20 protein-coding genes are annotated in these 23,019 nt (G+C 63.5%); 17 read left to right on the top strand and 3 right to left on the bottom strand.

What is annotated here, in order from left to right; translation table 11 throughout:
- The first annotated feature begins 92 nt into the window (after positions 1 to 92).
- On the top strand, positions 93 to 995 hold the full coding sequence (locus tag GLL_RS03425) for a c-type heme family protein (protein WP_011140660.1): 903 nt from the start codon (positions 93 to 95) through the stop codon (positions 993 to 995).
- 9 nt (positions 996 to 1,004) lie between these two features.
- Here the strand turns inward: GLL_RS03425 and GLL_RS03420 are convergent, their stop codons facing one another.
- Positions 1,005 to 2,375, bottom strand: coding sequence for a serine/threonine-protein kinase (locus GLL_RS03420; RefSeq protein ID WP_011140659.1), 1,371 nt, complete (start codon positions 2,373 to 2,375; stop codon positions 1,005 to 1,007).
- A 115-nt stretch (positions 2,376 to 2,490) separates the two neighbouring features.
- Here GLL_RS03420 and nth point away from each other — a divergent pair, with 115 nt between their 5' ends.
- Positions 2,491 to 3,189 carry an endonuclease III domain-containing protein gene (gene nth / locus GLL_RS03415; RefSeq protein WP_011140658.1) on the top strand — a complete coding sequence of 233 codons (699 nt, stop codon included), beginning with the start codon at positions 2,491 to 2,493 and terminating at the stop codon, positions 3,187 to 3,189.
- 3 nt (positions 3,190 to 3,192) lie between these two features.
- Here the strand turns inward: nth and GLL_RS03410 are convergent, their stop codons facing one another.
- Positions 3,193 to 4,983: a PrsW family intramembrane metalloprotease gene (locus tag GLL_RS03410; protein WP_011140657.1), complete on the bottom strand. Its 1,791-nt coding sequence runs from the start codon at positions 4,981 to 4,983 to the stop codon at positions 3,193 to 3,195.
- Positions 4,984 to 5,116: 133 nt separating this feature from the next.
- Between GLL_RS03410 and ndhI the strand changes: the two genes are divergently transcribed.
- From ndhI to GLL_RS03335, 15 genes are all read left to right on the top strand, one after another.
- Positions 5,117 to 5,746: an NAD(P)H-quinone oxidoreductase subunit I gene (ndhI, locus tag GLL_RS03405; protein ID WP_011140656.1), complete on the top strand. Its 630-nt coding sequence runs from the start codon at positions 5,117 to 5,119 to the stop codon at positions 5,744 to 5,746.
- Positions 5,743 to 6,336 (top strand): NADH-quinone oxidoreductase subunit J, encoded by a 594-nt coding sequence (locus GLL_RS03400; RefSeq protein ID WP_011140655.1) that lies wholly within the window; start codon positions 5,743 to 5,745, stop codon positions 6,334 to 6,336. The genes ndhI and GLL_RS03400 overlap by 4 nt, the downstream gene beginning before the upstream one ends.
- A 16-nt stretch (positions 6,337 to 6,352) precedes the next feature.
- Positions 6,353 to 6,661 (top strand): NADH-quinone oxidoreductase subunit NuoK, encoded by a 309-nt coding sequence (gene nuoK, locus GLL_RS03395; protein WP_011140654.1) that lies wholly within the window; start codon positions 6,353 to 6,355, stop codon positions 6,659 to 6,661.
- A gap of 68 nt (positions 6,662 to 6,729) precedes the next feature.
- A complete protein-coding gene (locus GLL_RS03390; RefSeq protein ID WP_164928566.1) occupies positions 6,730 to 7,248 on the top strand; it encodes a hypothetical protein in 519 nt (172 codons plus the stop codon).
- Positions 7,249 to 7,384: 136 nt separating this feature from the next.
- On the top strand, positions 7,385 to 8,110 hold the full coding sequence (locus GLL_RS03385) for a WecB/TagA/CpsF family glycosyltransferase (protein WP_011140652.1): 726 nt from the start codon (positions 7,385 to 7,387) through the stop codon (positions 8,108 to 8,110).
- Positions 8,110 to 8,838 (top strand): cell division ATP-binding protein FtsE, encoded by a 729-nt coding sequence (ftsE, locus tag GLL_RS03380; protein ID WP_011140651.1) that lies wholly within the window; start codon positions 8,110 to 8,112, stop codon positions 8,836 to 8,838. Before GLL_RS03385 ends, ftsE begins: the two co-directional genes overlap by 1 nt.
- 13 nt (positions 8,839 to 8,851) lie before the next feature.
- On the top strand, positions 8,852 to 9,733 hold the full coding sequence (locus GLL_RS03375; RefSeq protein ID WP_011140650.1) for a cell division protein FtsX: 882 nt from the start codon (positions 8,852 to 8,854) through the stop codon (positions 9,731 to 9,733).
- A 946-nt stretch (positions 9,734 to 10,679) separates the two neighbouring features.
- Positions 10,680 to 11,699, top strand: a complete 1,020-nt coding sequence (locus tag GLL_RS03370) for a BPSS1187 family protein (protein WP_011140649.1) — start codon at positions 10,680 to 10,682, stop codon at positions 11,697 to 11,699.
- The gene (locus GLL_RS03365) at positions 11,696 to 13,243 is read left to right on the top strand and encodes a sulfatase family protein (protein WP_011140648.1); all 1,548 of its coding nucleotides are present in this window, start codon (positions 11,696 to 11,698) and stop codon (positions 13,241 to 13,243) included. The genes GLL_RS03370 and GLL_RS03365 overlap by 4 nt, the downstream gene beginning before the upstream one ends.
- A 28-nt stretch (positions 13,244 to 13,271) precedes the next feature.
- Positions 13,272 to 14,801, top strand: a complete 1,530-nt coding sequence (locus GLL_RS03360; protein ID WP_011140647.1) for a hypothetical protein — start codon at positions 13,272 to 13,274, stop codon at positions 14,799 to 14,801.
- Between the two features lie 63 nt (positions 14,802 to 14,864).
- A complete protein-coding gene (locus GLL_RS03355) occupies positions 14,865 to 16,040 on the top strand; it encodes a hypothetical protein (RefSeq protein WP_011140646.1) in 1,176 nt (391 codons plus the stop codon).
- Positions 16,041 to 16,070: 30 nt separating this feature from the next.
- On the top strand, positions 16,071 to 17,072 hold the full coding sequence (locus GLL_RS03350; protein WP_011140645.1) for a BPSS1187 family protein: 1,002 nt from the start codon (positions 16,071 to 16,073) through the stop codon (positions 17,070 to 17,072).
- 38 nt (positions 17,073 to 17,110) lie between these two features.
- Positions 17,111 to 18,517 carry an FG-GAP-like repeat-containing protein gene (locus tag GLL_RS03345; protein ID WP_164928565.1) on the top strand — a complete coding sequence of 469 codons (1,407 nt, stop codon included), beginning with the start codon at positions 17,111 to 17,113 and terminating at the stop codon, positions 18,515 to 18,517.
- Between the two features lie 41 nt (positions 18,518 to 18,558).
- Positions 18,559 to 20,016, top strand: coding sequence for an FG-GAP repeat domain-containing protein (locus GLL_RS03340; protein WP_011140643.1), 1,458 nt, complete (start codon positions 18,559 to 18,561; stop codon positions 20,014 to 20,016).
- 57 nt (positions 20,017 to 20,073) lie between these two features.
- Positions 20,074 to 22,578 carry a sulfatase family protein gene (locus tag GLL_RS03335; protein ID WP_011140642.1) on the top strand — a complete coding sequence of 835 codons (2,505 nt, stop codon included), beginning with the start codon at positions 20,074 to 20,076 and terminating at the stop codon, positions 22,576 to 22,578.
- Positions 22,579 to 22,588: 10 nt separating this feature from the next.
- Here the strand turns inward: GLL_RS03335 and GLL_RS03330 are convergent, their stop codons facing one another.
- Complete coding sequence (locus GLL_RS03330) at positions 22,589 to 22,915, bottom strand: hypothetical protein (RefSeq protein WP_011140641.1); 327 nt, start codon at positions 22,913 to 22,915, stop codon at positions 22,589 to 22,591.
- Positions 22,916 to 23,019 lie beyond the last annotated feature (104 nt).

Here is a 23,019-nt window from a genome sequence, read left to right as displayed (position 1 = left end):
GGATTATTTTGCGGCTTGCGTCGCCCCGCTTGGGGCCACGACGCCCTATTGAGCGTACCTAATAACAGACGAGCACGGAATGGGAGCGAGCCATGTTGAAAAATCTGAAGCTGAGGACCAAATTCAGCCTGGTGGCGATCGTCGTCTTCGCAGGCGGTCTGGTGGCGAGTGCTACGGTCCTGTCGCTGGTACTGGAGCAGCGTGCCCAGGATGAAGTGGCGGACAAGGCGGCGGCTCTGTTGCAGACGATTAACGCGGTGCGCAACTACACCGACGTCCGCATCAAACCCTTGCTGAAAGACAAAGCGGCGACCTCACCCGTGTTCATCTCCGAGACGGCTTCGGGCTTTGCTGCCAACGAGGTCTTTGAGGGTCTGCGCAAAAACAGCGACTACCGCAATTTTGTCTACAAAGAAGCCGCCCCCAACCCCACCAACCTGCGCGACAAGGCCGACGATTTTGAGGCGGCCCTGGTGGCCCGTTTCGCCGCCGACCCAACTATCAAAGAGTTGACCGGCTTTCGCAGCCAACCGGGCGGCGACGTTTTCTATATCGCCCGGCCGCTCAAGGTCGATTCTCCCAGTTGCCTGCAATGCCACAGCACCCCGCAAGTGGCCCCCAAGAATTTGATCATCACCTACGGCCCCGACAACGGCTTCGGCTGGAAGGTGGGCCAGGTGATTGCCGCCCAGGTGATCTCGGTACCGGTGGACGAGGTCTATGCAAGCGCCCAGCGTTCGTGGGTGCTGGTGGTGGGTGTGCTGGTGGGCATCTTCGCCGTGCTGGTGTTTCTGGTCAACGAACTGCTCAAGCGCACCGTCGTCTTGCGCATCAGCCGCATGGCCGCCACCGCCGACGCGGTGAGCACCGGCAAGACCGAGGCGGACTTTGCCGAAGATGCCGCCGATGAAATTGGTGTGCTCGCCTCCGCCTTCAACCGCATGAAGTCGAGCCTGGAGATTGCCCTCAAACTGCTCAACCAGCAGCCGCGCTGAGCCGGGCGCCTAGAGCAGCTTCCGGCGCAGCTGTTCGGCCTTGGCCTGATCGCCCACCAGGGCGGCAAGCCGCTCCACCAGTACCGCCGGGGTGGGCGGTGTTTCTTTAAGGGCACTCTGCAGCAAAAAAGCGGCGATGGGTCCCACCAACCGGCTCAGTTCGTGCCCGCAGCGCTCGACAAAGCGCGGATCGAGGCGCAGCACCGGGGGAACGCTACCCTCGCGCACCCCTGGGGAAGGGGCGGCAGATGTTTGCGCGGATAGATTTGCCAGTACCGTCCGGCTAAACTTTTCGCGCTGGGTAGCGGGCAGTTGGGCCGCCAATTGCTCCACCAGTTCGCCGGGGGTGTGGGAGGAACCCAGAGCCCGGCGCACCAGCGTCGGCGCAATCGGTCCGACCTGGGTGGCCAGTTGTTTTTCCAGGTGCGCCACTTGCTCTGCACTCAGGGTGATGGTAGGCGGCGGCGGGATGGCCGCGGCGGGCGGGGCAGGGGGCAGATGACCCATGACCAGCTCCAGCCGTTCGAGGATTTCGCTCACGCCTGCCGGGCGATCTGCCGGTTTTTTGGCCAGGCAGTGGAGCACCAGTTGCTCGATGGCCATGGGCACCGGTCGGCGGGGGTTGGCGGCGGCCATCGGCGACGGCTCGCCCTCGGTGTGCAGGACGTACCAGGTTTCGAAATTTTGATCTTCGACCGCAAACGGGCAGACCCCAGAAAAAAGCTCGTACAAGATCATCCCGAGGCTGTAAATGTCCGCTCGGGCGTCTACTTCCAGTCCCCGCAGCTGTTCGGGCGCAGAATACTGCGGGGTGCCCAGATACCCCTGGGTGAGCGGACCGCGCTGGGCGTCTCGCACCAACCGGGCGATCCCAAAATCGAGTAGTTTGACCTTCTCACCCAGTTGCAGGTCGGGGATCAGGTGGATATTGCTCGGCTTGAGGTCGCGGTGCACGACATTCATGTCGTGGGCGACCCGCAGGCCCAGACAGATCTGGCGGGCGATGGCCAGACCCTGATGCACGGGGGCGGCCACCTTGTGCATCAGGTGCTGCAGCGAGCGGCCCTGCAGATATTCCATCGTGAAGTACGGCAAGTCGAGATCTTCGAGGATACCGTAGTCGCGAATCTGAACAATGTGGGAGCTGCGTTCGCTCAGGCGCGCACAGATGGCCGCTTCGTCCTTGAAGCGGCGGCGCAGCGCTTCGTCGTCAATCAAACCGGGCAGGAGCAACTTGACGGCCACCACCAGATCTTCGATCTCGATGTGCACCGCCCGGTAAACCGAGCCCATGCCGCCCGCCCCGATTTTTTCCACCAGACGGTAGCGGCCGACCGTGCGGCCGACCAGGGTGTCGGGGCGGGCGAAAGATCCACTCACTGCCGGATGGTCCAAGGGGCTTGAGCCTATCGTAGCTGGGCACACTGCACGCTATGGATAAAACCGGCCACCCAGGATGTGGCATCTTTGAGAATGTCCCTCCACCCGGCAACCGATGAGTGCAATCCGGCAAGAGCGCCGCGCCCGGGCCGAGCGTCTGCTGGTAAAGCTGAAGGTGGCCTATCCCCGGGGCCTCACCCTGGGCCTCAGCAGCACCAACCCGTTCGAGTATCTGGTGGCGACGGTGCTTGCCACCCAGTGCAGAGACGAGCGGGTCAACAAAATCACCCCGGCGCTGTTCGCCCGCTATCCCGACCCGGCCGCCTTCGCCGCCGCCGATTACGAGGCGCTGTTGCCCCTGGTGCGCCCCACCGGTCTCGGTCCCACCAAGGCGCGCAACTTGACGGCCATCGGCCGGCTTTTGCTCGAACGCCACGCAGGCAAAGTGCCGGCCACGATGGCGGAACTGACCGCCCTGCCGGGGGTGGCCCGCAAGATCGCCAATCTGGTGCTTGCCGACTGCCACGGCATCGTCGAGGGCGTGGCGGTCGATACCCATGTGCGGCGCATCTCAAAACTGTTGGGGCTGACCGACTCGACCGACGCCGCCAAAATCGAGCGCGATCTGATGGACTGCCTGCCGCGCGACGCCTGGCGCAGCTGGAACAACTTGATGGTCGAGCACGGCCGCCAGTGTTGTGTGGCGGGTGCTCCCCGCTGTACGGCCTGCCCGCTGGTCGAAGATTGCCCCGGCGGCCGGGAACTGACGGCAGAACTGGAGAGGCGCGATGCGGCCGGTGCGGTTCTGCCTTGATCGCTAGGACTGCTCAGGCGGGTAAGGCATCACCTCGCGCCCGTCGGGCAGTTCGCTCAGGTGCTGCTCAAGGGAGCCGGGCGAGCCGATGGGCGAACCGTCCCAGAATAGTTCGGTGATCGTCACCGAGCGGATGCCCTTGGGCAAAGGCAAAGCCGGATCGAGGCGGCGCACGGTCTCAGCGGCCATTTCCGCCACGTCGCCCGGGGCGGTGGTGTGGTCGTAAAGCACCTGGACGTTGGTGACGTTGCCCACCGAGTCGATCTCGTACTGCACCACCGTGTACTGGCCGGTGCCCACCCGGTCGAAGTACAGGTCGTGGTAGCGGCGGATCTTCCAGGAGAGATATTCGTTGTAGGAGCGCGGCAGCCCCTTGGCCTCCTGCGCCTCCTGGGCCTTGGGAGCTTGCGGACCCGGCACGGGAACCGGGGCGCTTTTTTGGGCGACCACTTTAGGAGCGTTCTTCTTGGCGGTGCCCTTGGCGGTGCCCTCGGGTTTGCCGCTGAAGCCGTCGAGTTTTTTGGGCGTGGTCACCAGGTCAAATTCGATCGTGCCGATTTGCCCCGGCTGCTCCCCCTGGCCCTTGGGGCCGCCCCCGGCGATCACCGGCACCAGGACCGCGAAAAACAGCAACAGCACGTGGCCGACGTAGGAAGCACTGAATGTTTGCAAAAAACGGATGCGCTTTTCTGGCGCTTTTAGATAGTCGAATCGGCCCGAGCGGGCGGTGCGGTAGGCATCAAAAGCGCTCAATAGACAAAAGACGGCGTTGAGGGCAAGCAAAATCTGCAGCACCGGCGCCGCCGCGAGCGTCTGGATGAACTGCTCCGGCTTGATGGCGAGACTCAAACCGGCCAGCACGAACAGCGCCTCAATCGCGGCCTGGGGAGCGTTCAAGAGCAGCCACACCGAAGCGAGCAGCACCAGGTTGATGATCCCGGCCGCCAATAAAAAAAGGCCCTTCTGCCACTCGCGGTTGTAGAACTGACCCAGGCCCGGAACCAAACCCAAGATCCCCGCCAGCATCGGGTTGCGCGCCACGGCCGGGGGCGGCACGAAAGGGGTGGGGGCAGCCGGTTCGCACCCGCCCCAACTCGGGGAGAGCGCGCGCGTGGAAATCACTGTCCGCAGGCACCAGAGGGCCATGACTACCAGCAGGCCGTTCAGCAGCACCAGGGCTATCTGGCTTGCCTGAAAGGCAAAAAAGTCGTAGAGCCCATGGAGCAGCACCGCCCAAAAAAGCCCCAGCGCGTGCAGACCGCCCCAGCGCTCCCCGGCCAGTTGCCGCACCTTGGCCCGGCCCAAAAAATAGCCCATCACCAGCCCGAGCATGCCGTGGAAGGGGACGGCGGTGAGGGCGCGCACCATCGCGGTCTCCAGGCCCCCTTCGCTGACGTAGAACACATTCTCGAGCGCCCCGAAGCCGAGCCCCACCGCCCCGCCGTAGAGCAGGCCGTCGTAGCGCTCGCGAAATGGCGCGAGCCGCCAGCTGTAAAAGCGCACGACCAGATATTTGGCCCCCTCCTCCGCAAGCCCCGCCGCCACCAGGGCGAACACCGCGAGCACCCCAAGGTTGGTGATCCTCCAGGGGGTGGAGGTGAGCAGCATCTCGACCGGCAGGGCGATAAACGCCGAACCCACCCCGGTGAGGGTGGCGATGGCCACGGTCCACAGCGGGCGCGGCGCCGCCCAGCGCGTGACGCTCTTGGGAAGCAGGGCGAGCAGAGCCAGCAAAAACAGGGCTGGGGCGACGGCGGCTGCGATCAGCAAGAAGTTGGGCACCGCGAAAGTCATCGATTTGTACTCCCTGCTTTCATCTTAGGCGCTCGCTCCCGAGGCAGTCAGCCGCTCCCCCGCGCGCGGGCTTCTGGCCTGTGTAAACGAATGATCTTAAAATGAAGCGTGATCTCGAATGAGCATATTAGCAATGGTAAAGTTCCTGGAAAAAGTTGGTGGCTATGCCAGGGATGTGCTGGAATCGGCCAAGTATATCGGTCAGGGCATGGGGGTCGTCTTCGACCACATGCGCCGAAAACCGGTCACCGTCCAGTACCCATACGAAAAGCTCATCCCGTCGGAGCGCTTTCGCGGGCGCATCCACTTCGAGCGGCCCAAGTGCATTTCTTGCGAAGTGTGCGTGCGCGTCTGCCCGATCAACCTGCCCGTGGTCGATTACGAGTTCAACAAAGAGACCAAGAAAAAAGAACTCAACTCCTACTCGATCGATTTTGGCGTCTGCATCTTTTGCGGCAACTGTGTCGAGTACTGCCCCACCAGTTGCCTGTCGATGACCGAGGAGTACGAGCTTTCGGTCTACGACCGCCACGAACTCAACTACGACGATGTCGCCCTCGGACGGCTGCCCACCCGGGTCACCGACGACCCGGTGGTGCGCCCCATTCGCGAACTGGCCTATCTGCCCAAGGGAGTCATGGACGGCCACCTCGAGGATCCCGGCAGCCGCCGCGCCGGGGAATTGCCCGAGGAGATCGTCGCCCGGTTGCGCCCGGCCGACCACAGCAGCGGTACCGACGCCAACAAGAAGGAGGGCGAGTGACATTTTCTGAAGGGGTCCAACTGGTTTCGTTTATCATCCTCACCGCCATCGTGCTCGGTGGGGCGGCGGGGGTGGTGCTCCTGCGCAGCATGGTCCACTCCGCCTTTTTGTTGGGCCTGGTCTTTATTGGTGCTGCCGGGCTCTACGTGCTGCTCAACGCCGATTTTGTCGCCGCCGCCCAGATTTTGATTTACGTCGGCGCGGTCAACGTGCTTATCTTGTTCGCGATCATGCTTGTCAACAAGCGCATCCCCACCGACCGGCCGGCCTTCTCGCCGCGCAACGCCGTGACCGGTCTGGTCTGCGCGGGGCTTTTCGCGCTTTTGGCCGTCTGCATCTTTCAGGTTCCCTGGCAGATCCAGGAGCCGGTGGCGATGAACACCGTCGTCGAGATCGGCAAGCGCTTCTTCAGCGAATTTTTGCTGCCCTTTGAAGTGGCCTCGGTGCTGCTGCTGCTGGCCATGGTCGGTGCAATCATCCTCGCCCAGCGCGAGTACGTTCCCGACCGCGTCGAGGGGGAACCCGAGCCCCTCGCCCTGCCGGAGCGCCCCCGCGAAGAGGTCGATACCACCCCCACCGGCCGCCGCTAAGGAGACACCGCCCGCCATGCCCAGTCTCAACGCCTTTTTGCTCGTCGGCGCCGCCCTGTTCTGCATCGGCTTCTACGGCCTGGTCACCTCCCGCAACGCCGTGCGGGTGCTGATGTCCATCGAGCTGTTGCTCAACGCCGTCAACATCAACCTCATCGCCTTTTCGAACTTTCTCGATCCCAACAACATCCGCGGCCAACTGTTCGCCATCTTCGTGATCACCGTGGCGGCGGCGGAGGCGGCGGTGGGACTGGCCATCGTGCTCGCTATCTACCGCAACCGCGACACTATCGATATGGAAAACTTCAATTTGCTCAAGTGGTGAACTAAAGACCTGGACAAGCGTCCCAGTCGTGTGTAGGATATGGACAGTCGTTCATGGCCTGCAAGCCGATGGTAGCACTCCGCCCGTTGCCCGTTGCCGCGCCCGTCGCCCCGGTTGTTCTGCCGGAGCGCTCGCCGCAGCTGTTGCTCGACGTGTTTTTGCGCCGCTGGTCGTTGCGCTCCCCCCGCTCGCGCCTGCTGCGGCTGGTCAGCGAACTGAACCGCGCAGGCTGGAACTGTGCGGTGGTCGACGGCGGCAGCCACACAGCGTCCTGGCAATTGCTCACCGGCTCCGGGCGCAACCGGCGCGTGCAGGCAAGTTCGATTGCAGACGGCCTGCACCGGCTCGAAGCCCTGCAGCGCTGCGAACAGTTCGACCTGGTGATTCTGCACGAGATCCTGTGTTCGCCGGGTCGGGTGCGCGATTGGCTCGCCTGGACCCCCGGCCGCGGTGCGGTGCTCTGGATTCGCCGGGGGGAGGCGGTACTGCTCGAAGAGCACGACAACCGCACATACCCTCCCCGACTCGAGGCCTTCGGCCGACTGGTCGAAAAAGTTCTGCATCTGCTCGATCGCTGGGGCGGCTGAGACGGAGCGGTAGGCGTTTTTTGGGCGGTGTGCCCGTCGCCTGAGAAGTGCAAAGCCGTGGCAGACTCCCGTTGCGGTTGCCAAGCGGGGGGACGGAGTGGTTAGATTGTCATGATCCTGGCCGTCTGGACCCTTCGTGACTGCTTTGCCCACCGCACCGATTTTGGATCTGCCTGTACATCTGTCCGCAGACTATACCCGTTCGCTCGTCGAACTGGTGGAAGCGGCCCAGGGCGGCCATGTGATTACCCTCAACGCTGAGATGGCAATGCTCGCCCAGCGCGAGGAGAATCTGGCCCGTCTGATTCGCCGGGCCGATCTGGTGGTCCCCGACGGGGCGGGGGTGGTCTGGGCTTTGCAGCGGGTCGGACGCCGGGTGCGCCGTTGCGCGGGCATCGACCTGGTCGAATCGGCCCTCCGGCAATTGGCTCCCCGACACACCCGCATCTTTTTGCTGGGCGCGGCCCCTGGGGTGGCCGAGGCGGTAGGGGAGGGCTGGCGGCGGCAGTACCCAGGTTTGGTGGTGGCAGGTGCGCGCGACGGATTTTTTGGTCCGGATGAAGCATCGGCGGTTCTCGAAGGCATCGCCCGCAGCCGGCCGCAACTGGTGCTGGCCGGACTGGGAGTGCCTAAACAGGAATACTGGATAGAGCAGGCCCGCAGGCGGCTGACCGACGTGGTCTTTGTGGGTGTCGGGGGCAGCTTCGACATCTGGTCGGGGACCAAAGCGCGCGCCCCCCGCTGGCTGCGCGAGAACTATCTGGAGTGGCTCTACCGCCTTTACCGCGAACCCTGGCGGGCCAAACGCATGCTGGCCTTGCCCAAATTTGCCTTGGCCATCTTGAGAGGAGTGCGCCGTTGATGTTCGACCTCCCATCCACCCCGAGCGAGGCGGACAGCACCGGGTTTACCGGCGAGGCGATCGCCTGTTTGCACAACGTCAGCAAAATCTATCCCAACGGCTGCCGCGGTCTGCACAGCGTCAATCTCCAGATCCGCAAAGGCGATTTTTTGTTTATCACCGGCCCGTCCGGGGCGGGCAAATCGACCTTGCTCAAGTTGCTCTACGGGGCGGAGATGCCCACCGAGGGCCAGGTCGAAATCGAGGGCAATCTCTTCCACCGCCTGCGCGGCCGGGCGCTTGCCCACCTGCGCCGCCGCATCGGCGTCGTCTTCCAGGACTATCAACTAATTCCCACCAAGACCGTCGAGGAGAATGTCGCCGTCGTCCTGCACGCCCAGGGGGCCTGCAGGACCGAAATCCAGCGGCGGGTGGGGCCGACTTTGCGCATGGTCGGTTTGGCTCCGAAGGCCAAGTGCTTTCCAGACCAGCTCTCCGGCGGCGAGCAGCAACGGGTGAGCATCGCCCGGGCGGTGGTGCACACGCCGCCGCTGTTACTCGCCGACGAACCCACCGGTAACCTGGACGCCCACAACGCCTGGTCGGTACTGCAAATTCTCAAGCGCCTGCACGATCTGGGCGTCACGGTGATCGTCACCTGCCACAACGAACAACTCGTCGAGGCCTTTGCCCGGCGCGTCGTCCGTATCGAAGCCGGCATCCTGCGGGAACTGCCGGTGCTCACCTGAACGTCCCCACACCATGATTCAACGCGTCACAACCCAGGTAGACTATCTGTTGCGCGAGGCGTTTACCGGCCTGCGGCGCAACCTCTGGATGATCTGGTCCGCCGTGAGCACCCTGGCTGTGCTGCTGTTTTTGTTGGGGCTGGGACTGCGGGCTTCCTGGCAGTTGCAGGACGCGGTCTCCGATCTGGGCAGCCGCCTGGAAATCTCGATTTACTTGGATCCCGGTGTGCGTGCCGCTGCTGTGGAGCCGGATTTGCGCACGCTGGTGGGTGTCGACGAAATTAAAAGCGTCTCAAAGGAACAGGCCTGGGCGGCCCTGAAAAAAGACCTCGGAGTGCGAAGCGATCCGGGCGAAAGCCTGGGGGGCAACCCGCTGGTCGACAGCCTGCGGGTGCGCATCGCCCAGCCGGAGGCGGTGGCGCCCCTGGCCGCCCAGATCCAGCAGATCGAAGGGGTGGAGGAGGTGAGCTACGGCTCGGAGGCGGCCCAGAGGCTCGATCAGATCCAGCAGGCGATGCGCTGGGTGGGACTGGCCCTCACCGCCGTTCTCGGGGTGGCGACCGTGGCGGTGATCACTTCGACCATCCGGCTCATCGTCCAGTCGCGGCGCAAAGAAATCGAAGTGATGCAGTTGGTGGGGGCCACCCCCCTGCGCATTTCGATGCCGTTCATCCTCGAAGGGCTCGCCTTTGGAATTGCCGGGGCGCTGATCGCCTGGGGGTTGATCGAAGCCACCAGCCGTGTTGTCGCCCAAAAACAGCTCGAATTGCTGCCGTTTTTGCAATGGCAGCCCTCGGAGCCCGCTGCCTTCACCCTACCGCTCATCTTACTTGGTGTGGGCGTCGCCCTCGGCATGCTCGGCAGTCTGATCGCCGTGCGTCGGGCTATCCGTTGAAAGACCACGTAGCGGTTTGCATTCTGTTTCAGAAATAACAGAATAAGATCCATGCTTGCGCCCATTTATCCAGGTGGGCTGACATTATCAAAACATCACTTTACTAAACAGCTGCATAGTTGATTTGGGGTGTCTACTATAGGTTGGAGAGGTCAAGGTTAGGCTTTGGTGGAATTCTGGTTTCTGCTTTCTTTCGAAAACCCCTGAAAGTGCCGTGCGTACTTGCGCAAATCCAAAGTCCAGGGGTCGCCCGTGCAATGGCGAGTATCGCATCACCGGTTACTTAGTCCGCAATTCAAGCAACGCCTTTGGCTTTTTCTATTGCGCAAAGGCCAATTTTAGAGTGTCTACGCAAAACCATGGGTTCGCTTCCCTTTCAAGAGCCCACGGGGGGCCACCGAGAGAACTGCCCCGAGGTTGATGGTTATCCGTCTTTGTTCCTAAGCGATTAGACGCTAGCTGCATAGCCGGTTATGCATCAACCTATAAGTGAGAGAAGTGCCCAGATGGTTGCGGTTTCCCCAGGTTCATTCCCTTCCACGTTTGTGAGTGATGCATTATGTACAAAGATCTGTGTTTTTGGTTCCGTTGCAGTTCGGCTGCACCGAACGCAAAGAGTTTTTCCCCTGGAAAGCGCCGCCTGCCCTAAATTTAGGGCAGGCGTGCAGTGCCATTGCCAGGTACTGCAAGCTGCCATAGGTTCTGATTTTCGAGCGACTGTGATGTTCGCGGGTTGAGGCCTGACGGTTTGCGTAATCTCGGCCTTCCCTGCCCTGCACCCCACGTTGTGGTCGATTGCGGCTGAAGCCCGCACGGCCGTTATGGGTGGGCTCTAGGTTCGCATTTTACTCCGCCCCATTGGTTGGGAAGCGGGCGGATTCGCTTGGCTTGCTCTGTCACAGCCGCAACCTACGACCCGTTTTCGTCGGTTCTCAGGAGTTCGATTATGAATATCCGCACATGCCGCGTGCGCACTTTTGCATCGCTGGTCGGGGCCGCTCTGGCATGCTCCCTGCAGTCTATGTCGGCTCAGGCTGCTACCGCCCTGTGCCCGAGCGGGGCACACGCCCAACACGACACCGCCGCCGGGGTGGTCTGTGTCATTCGGCCCAGCCTCACCGATCCCGAGATTGCCGACCGGGGTACAACCAACCTGGGTTACGGCTATCACGTCGTCGGTCTGCCCAATGACATCGACGCCGCCCGGGGCGTGTTTTTCTACTTGATGGGCACCAACGGCAAGCCCTACGACCCGGTCAGCCAGAGCCTTCCCAGCCTTTCGATCGTCGAGGAGGGGATCGCCCAGGGCTTTGTGGTCCTGCAGCTTGCCTATCCCAACGATGTGGCGGTCGCCGAGCTGTGCGGCAATGACGGTGGGTGTTACGGTCCGGCCCGGCAGGAAATTATCTACGGCTTACCGATCTCGGCGGCAGTGGAAATTTCTCCTGAGCAGAGCATTATGCACCGCCTCTCGGCCCTTGTGGCCTACCTCAAAGCGAACATGCCCGGCGAGGTGGTCATGCCGCAGGCCATCCGCGGCGCCGCCATCGATTGGCAGGCGATGCGCCTGGGCGGCAGCAGCCAGGGGGGAGGACACGCCGGATACATCGCCCACGACTACCCCACCGGGGGAGTCTGCTTTCTGGCTTCGCCGGTGGACACCGTCGCTGTGACCACCGAGAGCACGACCCGTTACTCGGCTGTGGAATGGATCGCCCAGGAGGGTTGGCAGACCCCCTCCGAGCGGCTCAAAGGGGTGGTCCACCGCCAGGACGGCAGCTACGAGAGCATCACCACCAACTTCCGCGCCCTGGGGCTCAGGCGCTCCACCAGCACCCTCGCCCCCAACAACGACTGGTTGGTGGTGAACATACCGACCAACAAGCCCCACACCTCCCCCGCCAACCACCGGGATCTGGCCGATGCCCGCGCCTGGGCCTGTTTCGCTTCTGAGGATTCGCTATGAAAACAACCTGCACTTTTCAACACCGTCCAAAGCCGGGGTCGCTTGCCTGGGCCGGGCTTGCCCGGTTTGCCGTGTGCTTGTGGTTGGGCCTGGCACTGATGTCGACGGCGGCCGTTGCCCAGCAGCCCCCCAATGTCGTGGTGATCATGACCGACGATCTCTCTGAGCAGGTGTTCGACGAGGCATCGGGCCGGGGATTTTTGCCGACGATCGCCAGTCGGCTCGTCAATCAGGGCACCCGCTTCAGACAGTCCTTCACCACCCAGTCGCTGTGTTGTCCTTCGCGGGCGACTTTTTTGACCGGGCAGTACACCCACAACCATGGCGTCGAGAGCAATACCCCGCCGGACGGGTCTATTTCGGCCTTCGACGATCGCTCGACGCTCGCCACCTGGCTGGACGCGGCAGGCTACCGGACCGGGTATGTCGGCAAGTACCTGAACGGCTACGGGTCCGACCGCAACCGGCGCAGCCCCCTGGACGATCCGACCTATGTCCCGCCGGGCTGGGACGACTGGCAGGCACTGATCACCGGCACCATGTACAACTACGTGCTCAATGACAACGGCACGCTGATTGACTACGGCGAAGATCCGGCCGAACCGCCGGAGGAGTACCAGACGGACGTTCTAGCTGAGCGGGCGGTGGCGTTTGTCGATGCGGCCGCCACAGCACCCTTCTTTTTGACCGTGGCCCCCGTGGCCCCGCACTTTGAAGTTGCCCCCGGCGTTTCTTCCTGTCGTCTGTTTCCCAACAGCCTGCGCTCGATTCGCCCGGCACCGCGCCACCAGGGCAGCGCCGGCCAGGTACCGCTGCCCCAGGGGACGGCCTTCAATGAACAGGACGTCACAGACAAACCGACCTGGGTGCAGGCGGCCCCCCTGCTCAGCGAGCGCAGTATCGACTGTTTGGGCAACATCTACCGCGACCAGATCGAATCGCTGCGCGCCGTCGACGATCTGACGGCCTCGCTGATCGCCGCCCTCGAGCGCCGCGGCGTCCTGGGCAACACGATCGTGGTTTTTACTTCGGACAACGGCTACCTGTTCGGCCAGCACCGCCTGACCGGCAAGAACGTGATTTACGAGGAATCCATCCGGGTGCCTCTAGTCGTGCGGTTGCCGGGCAGCACGGCCCTGCGCCTTATCGAGCAACTGGCGGTCAACATCGATCTGGCCCCGACCATCGCCGCGTGGGCGGGGGCTACCCCGACGTTGACAGTGGACGGCCGGTCGCTGGTGCCGCTGTTGGCCAATCCCGAACTGCCGGGGTGGCGCAAGCGCTTTTTGCTGGAACACGGCGACGTACGCGGTTCCGGCAACAGCACCGGTGTGCGCACCGGCAGCCGCGACACCGAGTACCCCAATACGGTCTTTATCCAGTTCGACAACGGCGAGCGAGAACTGTACGCGCTAGACGCCGATCCCGCCCAACTCGAAAGCCGGCACCTTGACCAACCCGACACAGCCGCCGCCCTCGGTGCGCTCGCCTCTGAGCTGCGTCTGTGCAGCGGCACCACCTGCCGAGAACTCGAAGACCAATAAATTCAACGGACACACAGGAAATTTGATCATGCTGACACCCAAAATGCTGCGCCTTTCGTTGATCCTCTCCCTCGGCGGCACTTTGCTGCTGGGAGCGGCCATTTACGGCCCTCTGCACGCCCAGCCCACCACCTGGGCGCAACGGATGGGCAGCGCCACCTACCGGGAGGGGGGGATCCCCACCGAGATCTGGCGCGGGGTCGATACCGATGATGCCGGGAACATCTATCTGAGCGGCACCTTTGGCGACACCGCCACATTTTCAAACGCCAGCACGACGCTCACCAGTGCCGGTGAAGAGGACATCGCCGTGGCCAAATATAGCCCGGAGGGCACGCTGCTTTGGGCCAGGTCCTTCGGCTCCACCCTTCAAGATCAGGCGCTGGCCAACTGCGTGGATGCGGTGGGCAATGTCTACGTCACCGGCCTATTTACCGGCACCGTTCGCTTCGGCGGCACAACGCTCACCTCCAACCTGGTGCCGCCCCCCAACAGCCGCAGGCTGGCTCCCGACGCCTTCACCGTCAAACTCAACCCGGACGGCGAGGTGCTCTGGGCCAGGGCGAGCGGACGGTACATCTCCGGCAATGTGACGCCGGGGGCGCAGGTCGTCTCGAACCTGGCCATCCCGGTGCTGGGCTCGGAGTGTGTAGTCGATGCCACGGCTGTGATCATCTCCGGAACCTTTGGCGGCGACCAGACGACCCGGGTCAGTTTCGACGGCACCCCGCCGGTGGGGGTGACGGCCGATTTCGACGGATTTATCGTCAAGTACGACAGCGACGGCAACTTCCAGTGGGTGCAGCGCACCGAAGGGCAGACCCCCGGCGCGACCAATCAGGCGCGGGCGCTCGGCCTGGCCAGGGACGGCACCGGGGATATCTTTGTGGGCGGCCAGTTGGAGGGCACGACGCGCCACGGCTCGACGAGCCTGACCGCGGCGGGGGGGGCCGACGCGTTTATCGGTCGCCTCGGCCCCGGCGGCGACTGGCTGTGGGCGCGCTCCATCGGCGGCACCGGCGACGATGTCGTGCGCGGGGTGGCCGGGGCCGGCGGCGATCTCGTGCTTGGGGGCAAGTTTGAAAACAGTTTCAACGTCCTGGGCACCTCCACCGTCCTCACCTCCGCAGGCGGCGAGGATATCTTTGTCGCCCGGCTGACCGGCGGCGGCGATCTGGTGTGGGTCCGCAGCTTCGGCGGCCGTCGCGACGACGAGGGTACCGAAGTGGACTTCGACATCGGCGGCAATGTGATCATCGCCGGGGCCTATAGCGGCCGGTTCACCTTCGGTTCGACGCGGGTGCGTTCCCAGGGCGGCACCGACTTTTTGATCGGCTTACTCGACGGAGCGAGCGGTGCCCCGCTCTCGCTCAGCACGCCCACGGGCGGTTCGGGAAACGATTATTCCTACGCCGTGGCCGCCGACAACCTGGGCAACTATATCTACTGCGGATTTTTCGAGGGCACCGCCCAATGGGGCGATACCACCCTCACCAGCGCCGGCTTCGAGGACGCCGTGGTCGGCAAAATCGGCAACTCCCAGGGATTTGCCCGCTAGCCGGATTTGTCGTTCGGTTTGGATCGCCCCCGTTCGCTTCTTTCCCTCCAGGAGTCAGTAACGATGCATTTTCTGTTCACCGGATTTAGTGGGTACGCGATGTTCTGGCTGGTCCTCGGCTGCACGGTCCTGTCCTGGCAGCCGCCCACCCTGGCCCAGGTCGGTGAAGACGTGCTGATTGCAGGCCCGCAAGTGGGCATCAGCGATCCGGAGTTCGATCCGGCAGGGGGCCGCTTCTGCTGGATCGACGACGAGGGCAATGTCTGGATAGGCGAGGTCAGCCGCAGAAGCGGCCGATTCTCGCCGCGCAACGGCAAAGGCGTACTGGTGGACACCGGGGCGGTGCCGCCGAAACTGACCCGCAACGGACCCGAGTGGGCGTTTTCGAGCGCTGGAGCCCAGATCGTCTATACCAAATACGACAGCGAGGGTCGCTTTGCCCTCGGCCGCGCCCGCTTCGACGGCACCGACTGGATTGGCGAAGTCCTGCCCGGCGGCAGCAACCGCTATTTGCCCTTCGGCAGCTCCGACGCCGCTGATGCCGAACCGCGCATTTCCTACGCTTACCACTTCGATAGTGAGTCGATCGTCCAGGTGCGCAATTACTGGCGCAAACTCGACGACCCGGCCAGCGAGGAGGTTCTGACAGGCACCCTCTTTCCGGGCCGCTGGGTACCGGGGCTGCGCGCCATGCTGGTCAACAAGCTGGATGCCCAGGGCATCTCGCAGGTGCACCTGTACAACATCGACACCAAGGTGTACGAGCAACTCACCTTCGACCCCGTCTCCAAATCCGCCAGCATCATGTGGCAGGCACCGGAGTTCAACAACGAATACGTGTTGTTTGCCGTCGCGGCCGAACTGCGCATCGACGTTTACCGCAAGATCGATGGCCTCTGGCAGAAGATCCACGCGCTAAGGCCCCCATCAGCCGGACCGTACATCCTGTCTCCGGAAATCTTTGTGCACAACGGCAAATCGTACATTTCGATGGCGACTTCGACCGTGAGCGGCACCAGCGAGGAGAAGCTCATCACCCCTTCCGACCTCTGGCTTGTGGGTGTCGATCCGGCCACACCCCTCTACCGGCAGCTGAGCGCACCCGAGGTGCGGGTGCGCCTCGATCCAGAGGTGTTTATCACCGACAAAGGACCGTATATCTACTTCACGAGCATCTCCGTCCCCGGCACCACCTCGATCTACCGCGTCGACACCGGACTTGGGCCAACCCAGCCGTAGCTGATTCGTTTTATCCACCGAGGAGTATCTATGCAGCGCTGTATCCACCCGTGCGTTCAGTTTACTTTGAGCAGTTTATCGGTAGGCACCGTCCTATGGCTTGCCCCGGCGCAGGCGCAACCGGCGGCCGTCTGTCCGGATAGGACCGACAGCCGGCTCGACGTGCCCGCCGGTGTCGTCTGCGCCATTCAACCGAGCCTCACCGACCGTGCTATCGACGACGGTTCCGGCAGAGGCTACGGCTACCATGTCGTCGGCATTCCCGAACATCCCGACCAATTGCAAGGGGTGTTTGTGTACCTGTTGGGCTCGGGCGGCAAACCGTTCGATCCCGACCGGGGGGTGTTCACCCCCGGCCAGAGCATGGAGGAGGGGATGGCCCAAAATCATCTGGTCATCTCGCTTGCCCATGCCAACGCCGATCCGGTCGGCAGCCTCTGCAACAACCGCAGCAGCTGCTACGGACCGGTTCGCGAAGAGATTGTCTACGGCACACCGGTCGCTGCGGAGGTGCAGGTCGATCAGGCCAACAGCATCGTCTACCGCCTCGACGCGCTGATCCGCTTTCTCAAGCGTTACCTGCCTGCGGACTTTCCCTTTCCGGCCGCGATCAGCGGCAAGACCATCAACTGGCGCAAGCTGCGCCTCGGGGGCAGCAGCCAGGGCGGAGGACACGCCGGGTACCTCGCCCGCGATCAAACCGTCGAGCGTTTGTGTTTTCTGGCCTCCCCGGTCGATTCGACCACGCAGGCCGACCCACCCAGAGGCTCGGTCGAGACCGTCTCCGCCCACTGGGTGGGCGAGCAATCCTGGCAAACGCCCGTCGAGCACATTCGGGGGGTGGTGCACCAAGGTGATCAATACTACGCGGGAATCGTAGCCAACTACGCGACCCTCGGTCTGCAAAAATCCACGAGCGAATCGAATCCCAACCACCACTGGGTAGAACTCACCGCTCCTACCGATAAACCCCACACTGCTCCCGCCAACGAACGCGACTTTGCCTACGCGCGGGAGTGGGCCTGTTTTTAAGGCTCGGTTCACAACAGTCGTTTCATCGGGAATTTACTATGCTTCTCAAGATCTTTTCGAAGCTGCTCCCGACCCTGCGCAGCAGGGAGGTGCGGCTCGTCGGCTTCGGGTTGGCCGCGACGGTGGCGCTGAGCGCCGCACCGGTTCAGGCGCAGGTGGAATTCGCTCCTGCGCAAACTTTCAGCGTCGAGACGACGCCCCGCGCCCTGGCCATCGGTGACATCAACGGGGACGGCGACCTCGACCTGGTCACCGCCAATATCGGCAACAACACGCTCTCGGCACTGCTGGGCGGCGGTGACGGCACCTTCGCGGCGGCCCGGAACTTCGCCGCCGCCGGTGGTACCTGCGCGGTGGCCACGGGCGATTTCGACGGGGACGGCGATCTCGATCTGGCCGCGGCCAATCGATTCGCCGACAACATCTCGGTGCTGTCGGGCAACGGCAACGGCACCTTCGGTGCCGCCCGGAATTATCTGGTGGACGGCAGCTTTCCGACCGGCGTCGCAGCGGGCGATCTCGACGGCGACGGCGATCTCGATCTGGTGAGTGCCAACCGATACTCCGCAAACATCTCGCTATTTAAAAACAACGGCAACGGCACCTTCGGCATACCCAGGAGTCTTCCTCTGCCTGCCGGTCCCGCAGAAGTCATCTTCGCGGACATCGACGAGGATGGCGATCCGGACCTGGTGGTGGCCAACATCTTCTCAGCCAGCGTCTCGGTGCTGTTGAACGACGGCAAAGGCACCTTCGCCGCCGCCCGGAACTTCGCCGCCGCGGGCGGTACCTCCGGCGTTGTCGTGGGCGATTTCAACGGGGACGGCGATCTGGATATGGCTGCGACCAGCCGCATTGCCGATAAGGTCTCGGTGATGCTGGGCGACGGGACCGGCAGCTTCGGGCCGGCCCAGAACTTCGTGGTGGGCGATTATCCCGTGGCCATCGCCATGGGCGATCTCGACAAGGACGGCGATTTGGATCTGATCACCTCCAACCGCAGGCCCGCGAGCAACGTCGAGGTGCTCATCAACAATGGGAGCGCGAATTTTTCGGCTACCCAGATCTTCCCGGCCGGCGGCGAAGGGGCCACCTACATCGGGGTGGGCGATCTCGACGAGGACGGCGACCTGGACGTGGCCGTCGCCAACGGCACCGCCAGCAACGTCGGGGTGCTCCTCAACACCGGCGACGGGACGGCAGCACCTTCGATCGAATCGATAGCTCCCCGGAGCGGGTCGGTCGGCACCGAGGTGACAATCACCGGGACGGGCTTCACCGGCGCCACCGCTGTGACCTTTGGCGGCGTGAGTGCCGAATTCACCGTGGTCTCAGGCACACAGATCACCGCCATCGTGCCCGCCGGTGCCGCCAGCGGCCCGATCGCCGTCACCACTCCGGCCGGCACCAACACCAGCACCCGCCGCTTCCGGATCACCTCCTGAGCGGCCACCAACCGAAATTTCCCCACACAAGGTTCTTACCCATGAACGCTTCACTGCCCGCAGGCGCCTCTTCCGCTGCCTGCACCCCCTTCCAGAAAGTACTGCCCACGATTCTCAAAATGGTTTGCCTGCGTAGCCAGGCGGTCCGGCTCGTCGGCTTCGGATTGGCCGCGACGGTGGCGCTGAGCGCCGCACCGGTTCAGGCGCAGGTGGGGTTTGCCCCCGCGCAAACCTTTGGGGTGGGGACTACCCCCCGCGGTCTGGCTATCGGCGATCTCGATGGAGACGGCCGAATCGATATTGTGACCGCCAATATCGGTAACAACACGCTCTCGGCACTGCTGGGCGGCGGCGACGGCACCTTCGGCGACCTGCAAAACTATCCGGTGGGCAGCAGCCCCCGCGCCGCCACCCTCGCCGATCTCAACGGCGACGGCGACCTCGACGCGATCACCGCCAACGGCGGTTCGGGCAATCTCTCGGTGTTGCGGGGCAACGGCGACGGTACCTTTGCCGCCGCTGTGAACTATCCGGTGAACGGCACCTTTCCTGCTGCCGTGGCGGCGGGCGATCTCGACGGCGACGGCGATCTCGACCTGGTCAGCACCAACCGGTATTCCGAAAACATCTCGCTGCTGTCAAATAACGGCAACGGCACGTTCGGGGCTCCCCGCAACCTTGTGCTTCCCCCCGGCCCCTCGTCGGTTGTCATCGTGGACCTCGACGAGGACAGCGATCCGGACCTGGTGGTGGGCAACCTTTTCTCCGCCAACGTCTCGGTGCTTTTGAACAACGGCAACGGTACCTTCGCAGCACCCCGCAATTACGCCGCTGCGAGCGGTACCTCCGCGGTGGGCATGGGCGATCTCGATGGGGACGGCGACCTGGATCTGACCGCGGTCAACCGGTTTGCCGACAACGTCTCGGTGATGTTGGGCAACGGCAACGGCACCTTCGGCGCCACCCGCAACTTCGCGGTAGGCGATTATCCCGTGGCGCTTGCCATCGGCGATCTCGACGAGAACGGCGATTTGGATCTGGTCACCGCCAATCGTCGGGATGCCGGCAACGTCTCGGTGCTGCCGGGGAACGGCAGCGGCGGCTTCACCGCCGCCTTGACCTTTGCCACCGGTGGCGACGGTGCCACCGGTGTGGAGGCAGGCGACTTCGACGGGGACGGCGATCTCGACCTGGCGGTCGCCAACGGCTTTGCCAGCAACGTCGGGGTACTCATCAACACCGGCGACGGGGTGGTGCTGCCTGTAATCGACTCCATTACCCCCCGGCGCGGGCCGGTCGGCACCGAGGTGACAATTACCGGCACGGGCTTCACCGGCACCACCGCCGTGACCTTTGGCGGTGCGAGCGCCGCATTCACCGTGATCTCAGGCACACAGATCACGGCCATCGTGCCTGCGGGAGCGACCAGCGGTCCGATCGCCGTCACCACTCCGGCCGGCACAGCGACCAGCGCCCGCCGCTTCCGAGTGACATCTTAAATGCGCAAACACAAATCCGTTTGATCTGACCCTTCCATTGCAACGAGGTGACCACCGATGAACAGCAGCCCGCCCACCGCCGCGCCATCCGCCCTCGCTTCTGCCGCGACCGCCGCCATTGGGATTTTCTTCAGCACCGCCGCCGCCATCGCTGCCCCGCCGCCCAATGTCGTGCTCATCGTCACCGACGACCAGGCATGGAACACCCTCGCGTACATGCCCAAACTCCAGTCGCAGCTCGCTTCTCAGGGGGTCACCTTCACCAACGCCTTCGCAGGCCAATCGCTGTGCTGTCCCTCGCGCGCCACGATCCTGACCGGCCGCTACCCGCACAACCACGGTGTGCTGGGCAACGACGCGCCCTTTGGCGGAGCACTCGCCTTCTACGACGCTTCGACGCTCCCGGTCTGGCTGCAGGAGAGCGGCTACCGTACCGGTCTATTTGGTAAATACTTCAACGGCTACAGCTACTCGGCGTTCTACACGCCCCCCGGGTGGGACGAGTGGCAGACTTTTCAGTTGGCCGGTTACTACAATTACCGGATCAACGCCAACGGCACCATCGAAGACTACGGGCGCAGCGAATCCAACTACTCCACCGACGTGCTGACCCAGAAGGCCGTAGCCTTCATCACCAATTCGGCAGCAAGCGACAAACCTTTTTTCCTGTTTCTAGCACCGTTTGCTCCCCATGCTCCCTACACCCCCGCACCAAGGCACGCCGGGCGCTACGCCGATATCCCCCCCTGGCGCCCGCCCAACTACAACGAACAGGATGTCTTAGACAAGCCCACCTGGGTGCAGAAGCTGCGCCCGGCCAGCCCCCAGACCCAGACCGATTACGACAAAGAACGCCAGGCCTATCTGGAGATGCTGCTGGCGGTCGACGACGGCGTCGAATCGATCCTCCAGGCCCTCGAGAGCACCGGGCAGCGGGAGAACACCCTGGTCATCTTCACCTCGGACAACGGTTTGACCTGGGGAGAGCACCGCTGGTGGGAAAAAGGCTGCAGCTACGAGGAGAGCCTGCGCGTACCGATGGTCGTTTCCTTCCCGGGCGTGTCCACCGCGGCCAGGCAGGAGGAGTTGCTGGTGCTCAACATGGATCTGACCGCCACGATCGCCGAGGCGGCCGGTATCCCGATTCCCGCGACCGTGGACGGCCGCAGCCTGCTGCCGATTCTCAAAGGACAGGCAGTCTCCTGGCGCGAGCAGTTCTTGTTCGAGGGCTGGCAACTGACCCCCACCCACGCGGGCGTGCGCTCAACCGCCTGGAAATATATGGAAAACCTGGCGGGGGAGCAGGAACTCTATAACCTGATCGACGATCCTTACGAACTGGACAATGCCGTGGGTGTGGCGGATTACGGCGCGCAGGTGGCGGAACTGCAGGCGACCCTCGCTCAGATGCGCTACAGCGCCAAGGGCATGGCACCCTACCTGCTGGTGCACAGTCCCTCCTTCGGCAACAACTTGCTTGAAAAAGTGGGCGAGAACAACCCGGCCGTTTTGCGCACGGACATGACCGCCTGGCCCAACCGGTACCGCGTCTACCGCAAATCCGCTCGCGACGGTGGGTTGCTGGGCCAAATGACTTACCGGGAAGATCTCTTCCCGGAGGTCGAAGCGATTGCCCTGCCGGACATCAACGGCAACGGTGCCTACGAGGTGGCGGTGCAGAGCCTGAGCGCCGATAAGAGCGGTCGGCTCATCGAGGTGCGCGACTCCCTCAGTGGCGAGCTGATCCGCGAAGTGCGTCCGTCGAGCGATGTCGGCAAACTGGATGTCTATCCCGACCTCGGCGGCAACGGCTACCCCGAAATTGCCGTGCTCTCCGGCAAGGAGGGGCGCATCGAGTTGTTCGACACCAGAACGGGCCGCAAGACCACCGTTTCGCTCGGTGCGCCGCCTGCGGGAGGACTGGCTGCCCAGGAGCCGGCCACCTTCGGCTGGATACCGGACATCAACGACAACGGCAAACCCGAATTCGTAGTGCTCTGGCTTTCAAGGCTCAAGGAAGTGGCCGGTTCGCAGCAGCCCGCCGACCCGTACTATCAAGTGTTCGATCCGCTCAGCAAGCAAACCCTGAGTTCGGTTACCCTCCAGAGCGTGACGGGTGTGCCTGACCTGGTCGGCTTGCCGGACATCAGTGGCAACGGCGCCCCTGAAATCGCCGTCCTCCAGGGCAACGCGCCTGTAAGCGTCACGGTCAAAGACAGCAAGACCGGCACCACGGTTGCCACCCTCGATTATCCCGGCCTGGTGTACGCCCGGGCCATGGCGATGGTAGCAACCGAGGGCGGCCCCGAGATTGCCGTGCTCGGGACAGGCCAGGGGTGGTCCAATCAAGTGATTCTCAAGGGAGCAGCAAGCGGAACCAGCCGGCAGATCACCTTCGACAAAAACTTCCTGACCAGAGACCTGGAGGTCCTGGCCGACACCAACGGCAACGGCAGACCAGAGCTGGCCGTGCTGCTCGCCAACCCGGATAGCGGCGTGTTAAAGCTCCAGTTGCGCGACACCGGTACAGGAGAGCTGGTGCGCGATGTCCTCTACCCGTAGCCCAAATGGTTCAGATCTTGATCATGCGGCGGTCCACCACCCGCACCCGCTCGCCGCACTTGGGGCAGCGTCCGCCGCTGGGGGTGGCGATAAATACCGTGGCGCACTGGGGACAGGGTTCGCGCGCGGCGTTCCAGTGCAGCGAGATGCCCATCGCGATGGCAATCAGAATGATCAGCGCCAGCAAGATGCCCACGGTCAGGTTGGCGGCCACCAGCGGAAAAATCACCGCGGCGATCCCGCCTCCCCACAGGACACCCCAACCCACCCCGGCGAGGATACGGCGGGAAGCAGGGTAGTCGGTCGATTCGGGCGGCAGAGGTGTTTGTGTTGTCATAGTCCTTCATGATACCGGCCCCCCGGCGCCATGGCGCAGGAACCGGCGCATAGCAAAAACCGCCCGGCAGCAACGCCGGGCGGTTTTTTTGTGCCTTGGCGGCG

The sequence above is a fragment of the Gloeobacter violaceus PCC 7421 genome, assembly GCF_000011385.1.
Taxonomy (GTDB): domain Bacteria; phylum Cyanobacteriota; class Cyanobacteriia; order Gloeobacterales; family Gloeobacteraceae; genus Gloeobacter; species Gloeobacter violaceus.
This window is presented reverse-complemented; position numbering and strand designations above follow the sequence as displayed.

Excerpts from the sequence above, each read along its gene's own strand:
- GLL_RS03340 (WP_011140643.1), top strand. The coding sequence starts at position 18,559 with ATGAACGCTTCACTGCCCGCAGGCGCCTCTTCCGCTGCCTGCACCCCC.
- GLL_RS03360 (WP_011140647.1), top strand. The coding sequence starts at position 13,272 with ATGCTGACACCCAAAATGCTGCGCCTTTCGTTGATCCTCTCCCTCGGC.
- GLL_RS03345 (WP_164928565.1), top strand. The coding sequence starts at position 17,111 with ATGCTTCTCAAGATCTTTTCGAAGCTGCTCCCGACCCTGCGCAGCAGG.
- GLL_RS03335 (WP_011140642.1), top strand. The coding sequence starts at position 20,074 with ATGAACAGCAGCCCGCCCACCGCCGCGCCATCCGCCCTCGCTTCTGCC.
- GLL_RS03355 (WP_011140646.1), top strand. The coding sequence starts at position 14,865 with ATGCATTTTCTGTTCACCGGATTTAGTGGGTACGCGATGTTCTGGCTG.
- ftsE (WP_011140651.1), top strand. The coding sequence starts at position 8,110 with ATGTTCGACCTCCCATCCACCCCGAGCGAGGCGGACAGCACCGGGTTT.
- GLL_RS03425 (WP_011140660.1), top strand. The coding sequence starts at position 93 with ATGTTGAAAAATCTGAAGCTGAGGACCAAATTCAGCCTGGTGGCGATC.
- GLL_RS03410 (WP_011140657.1), bottom strand. The coding sequence starts at position 4,983 with ATGACTTTCGCGGTGCCCAACTTCTTGCTGATCGCAGCCGCCGTCGCC.
- GLL_RS03365 (WP_011140648.1), top strand. The coding sequence starts at position 11,696 with ATGAAAACAACCTGCACTTTTCAACACCGTCCAAAGCCGGGGTCGCTT.
- ndhI (WP_011140656.1), top strand. The coding sequence starts at position 5,117 with ATGGTAAAGTTCCTGGAAAAAGTTGGTGGCTATGCCAGGGATGTGCTG.
- GLL_RS03370 (WP_011140649.1), top strand. The coding sequence starts at position 10,680 with ATGAATATCCGCACATGCCGCGTGCGCACTTTTGCATCGCTGGTCGGG.
- nth (WP_011140658.1), top strand. The coding sequence starts at position 2,491 with ATGAGTGCAATCCGGCAAGAGCGCCGCGCCCGGGCCGAGCGTCTGCTG.
- GLL_RS03390 (WP_164928566.1), top strand. The coding sequence starts at position 6,730 with ATGGTAGCACTCCGCCCGTTGCCCGTTGCCGCGCCCGTCGCCCCGGTT.
- GLL_RS03330 (WP_011140641.1), bottom strand. The coding sequence starts at position 22,915 with ATGACAACACAAACACCTCTGCCGCCCGAATCGACCGACTACCCTGCT.
- GLL_RS03375 (WP_011140650.1), top strand. The coding sequence starts at position 8,852 with ATGATTCAACGCGTCACAACCCAGGTAGACTATCTGTTGCGCGAGGCG.
- GLL_RS03350 (WP_011140645.1), top strand. The coding sequence starts at position 16,071 with ATGCAGCGCTGTATCCACCCGTGCGTTCAGTTTACTTTGAGCAGTTTA.
- nuoK (WP_011140654.1), top strand. The coding sequence starts at position 6,353 with ATGCCCAGTCTCAACGCCTTTTTGCTCGTCGGCGCCGCCCTGTTCTGC.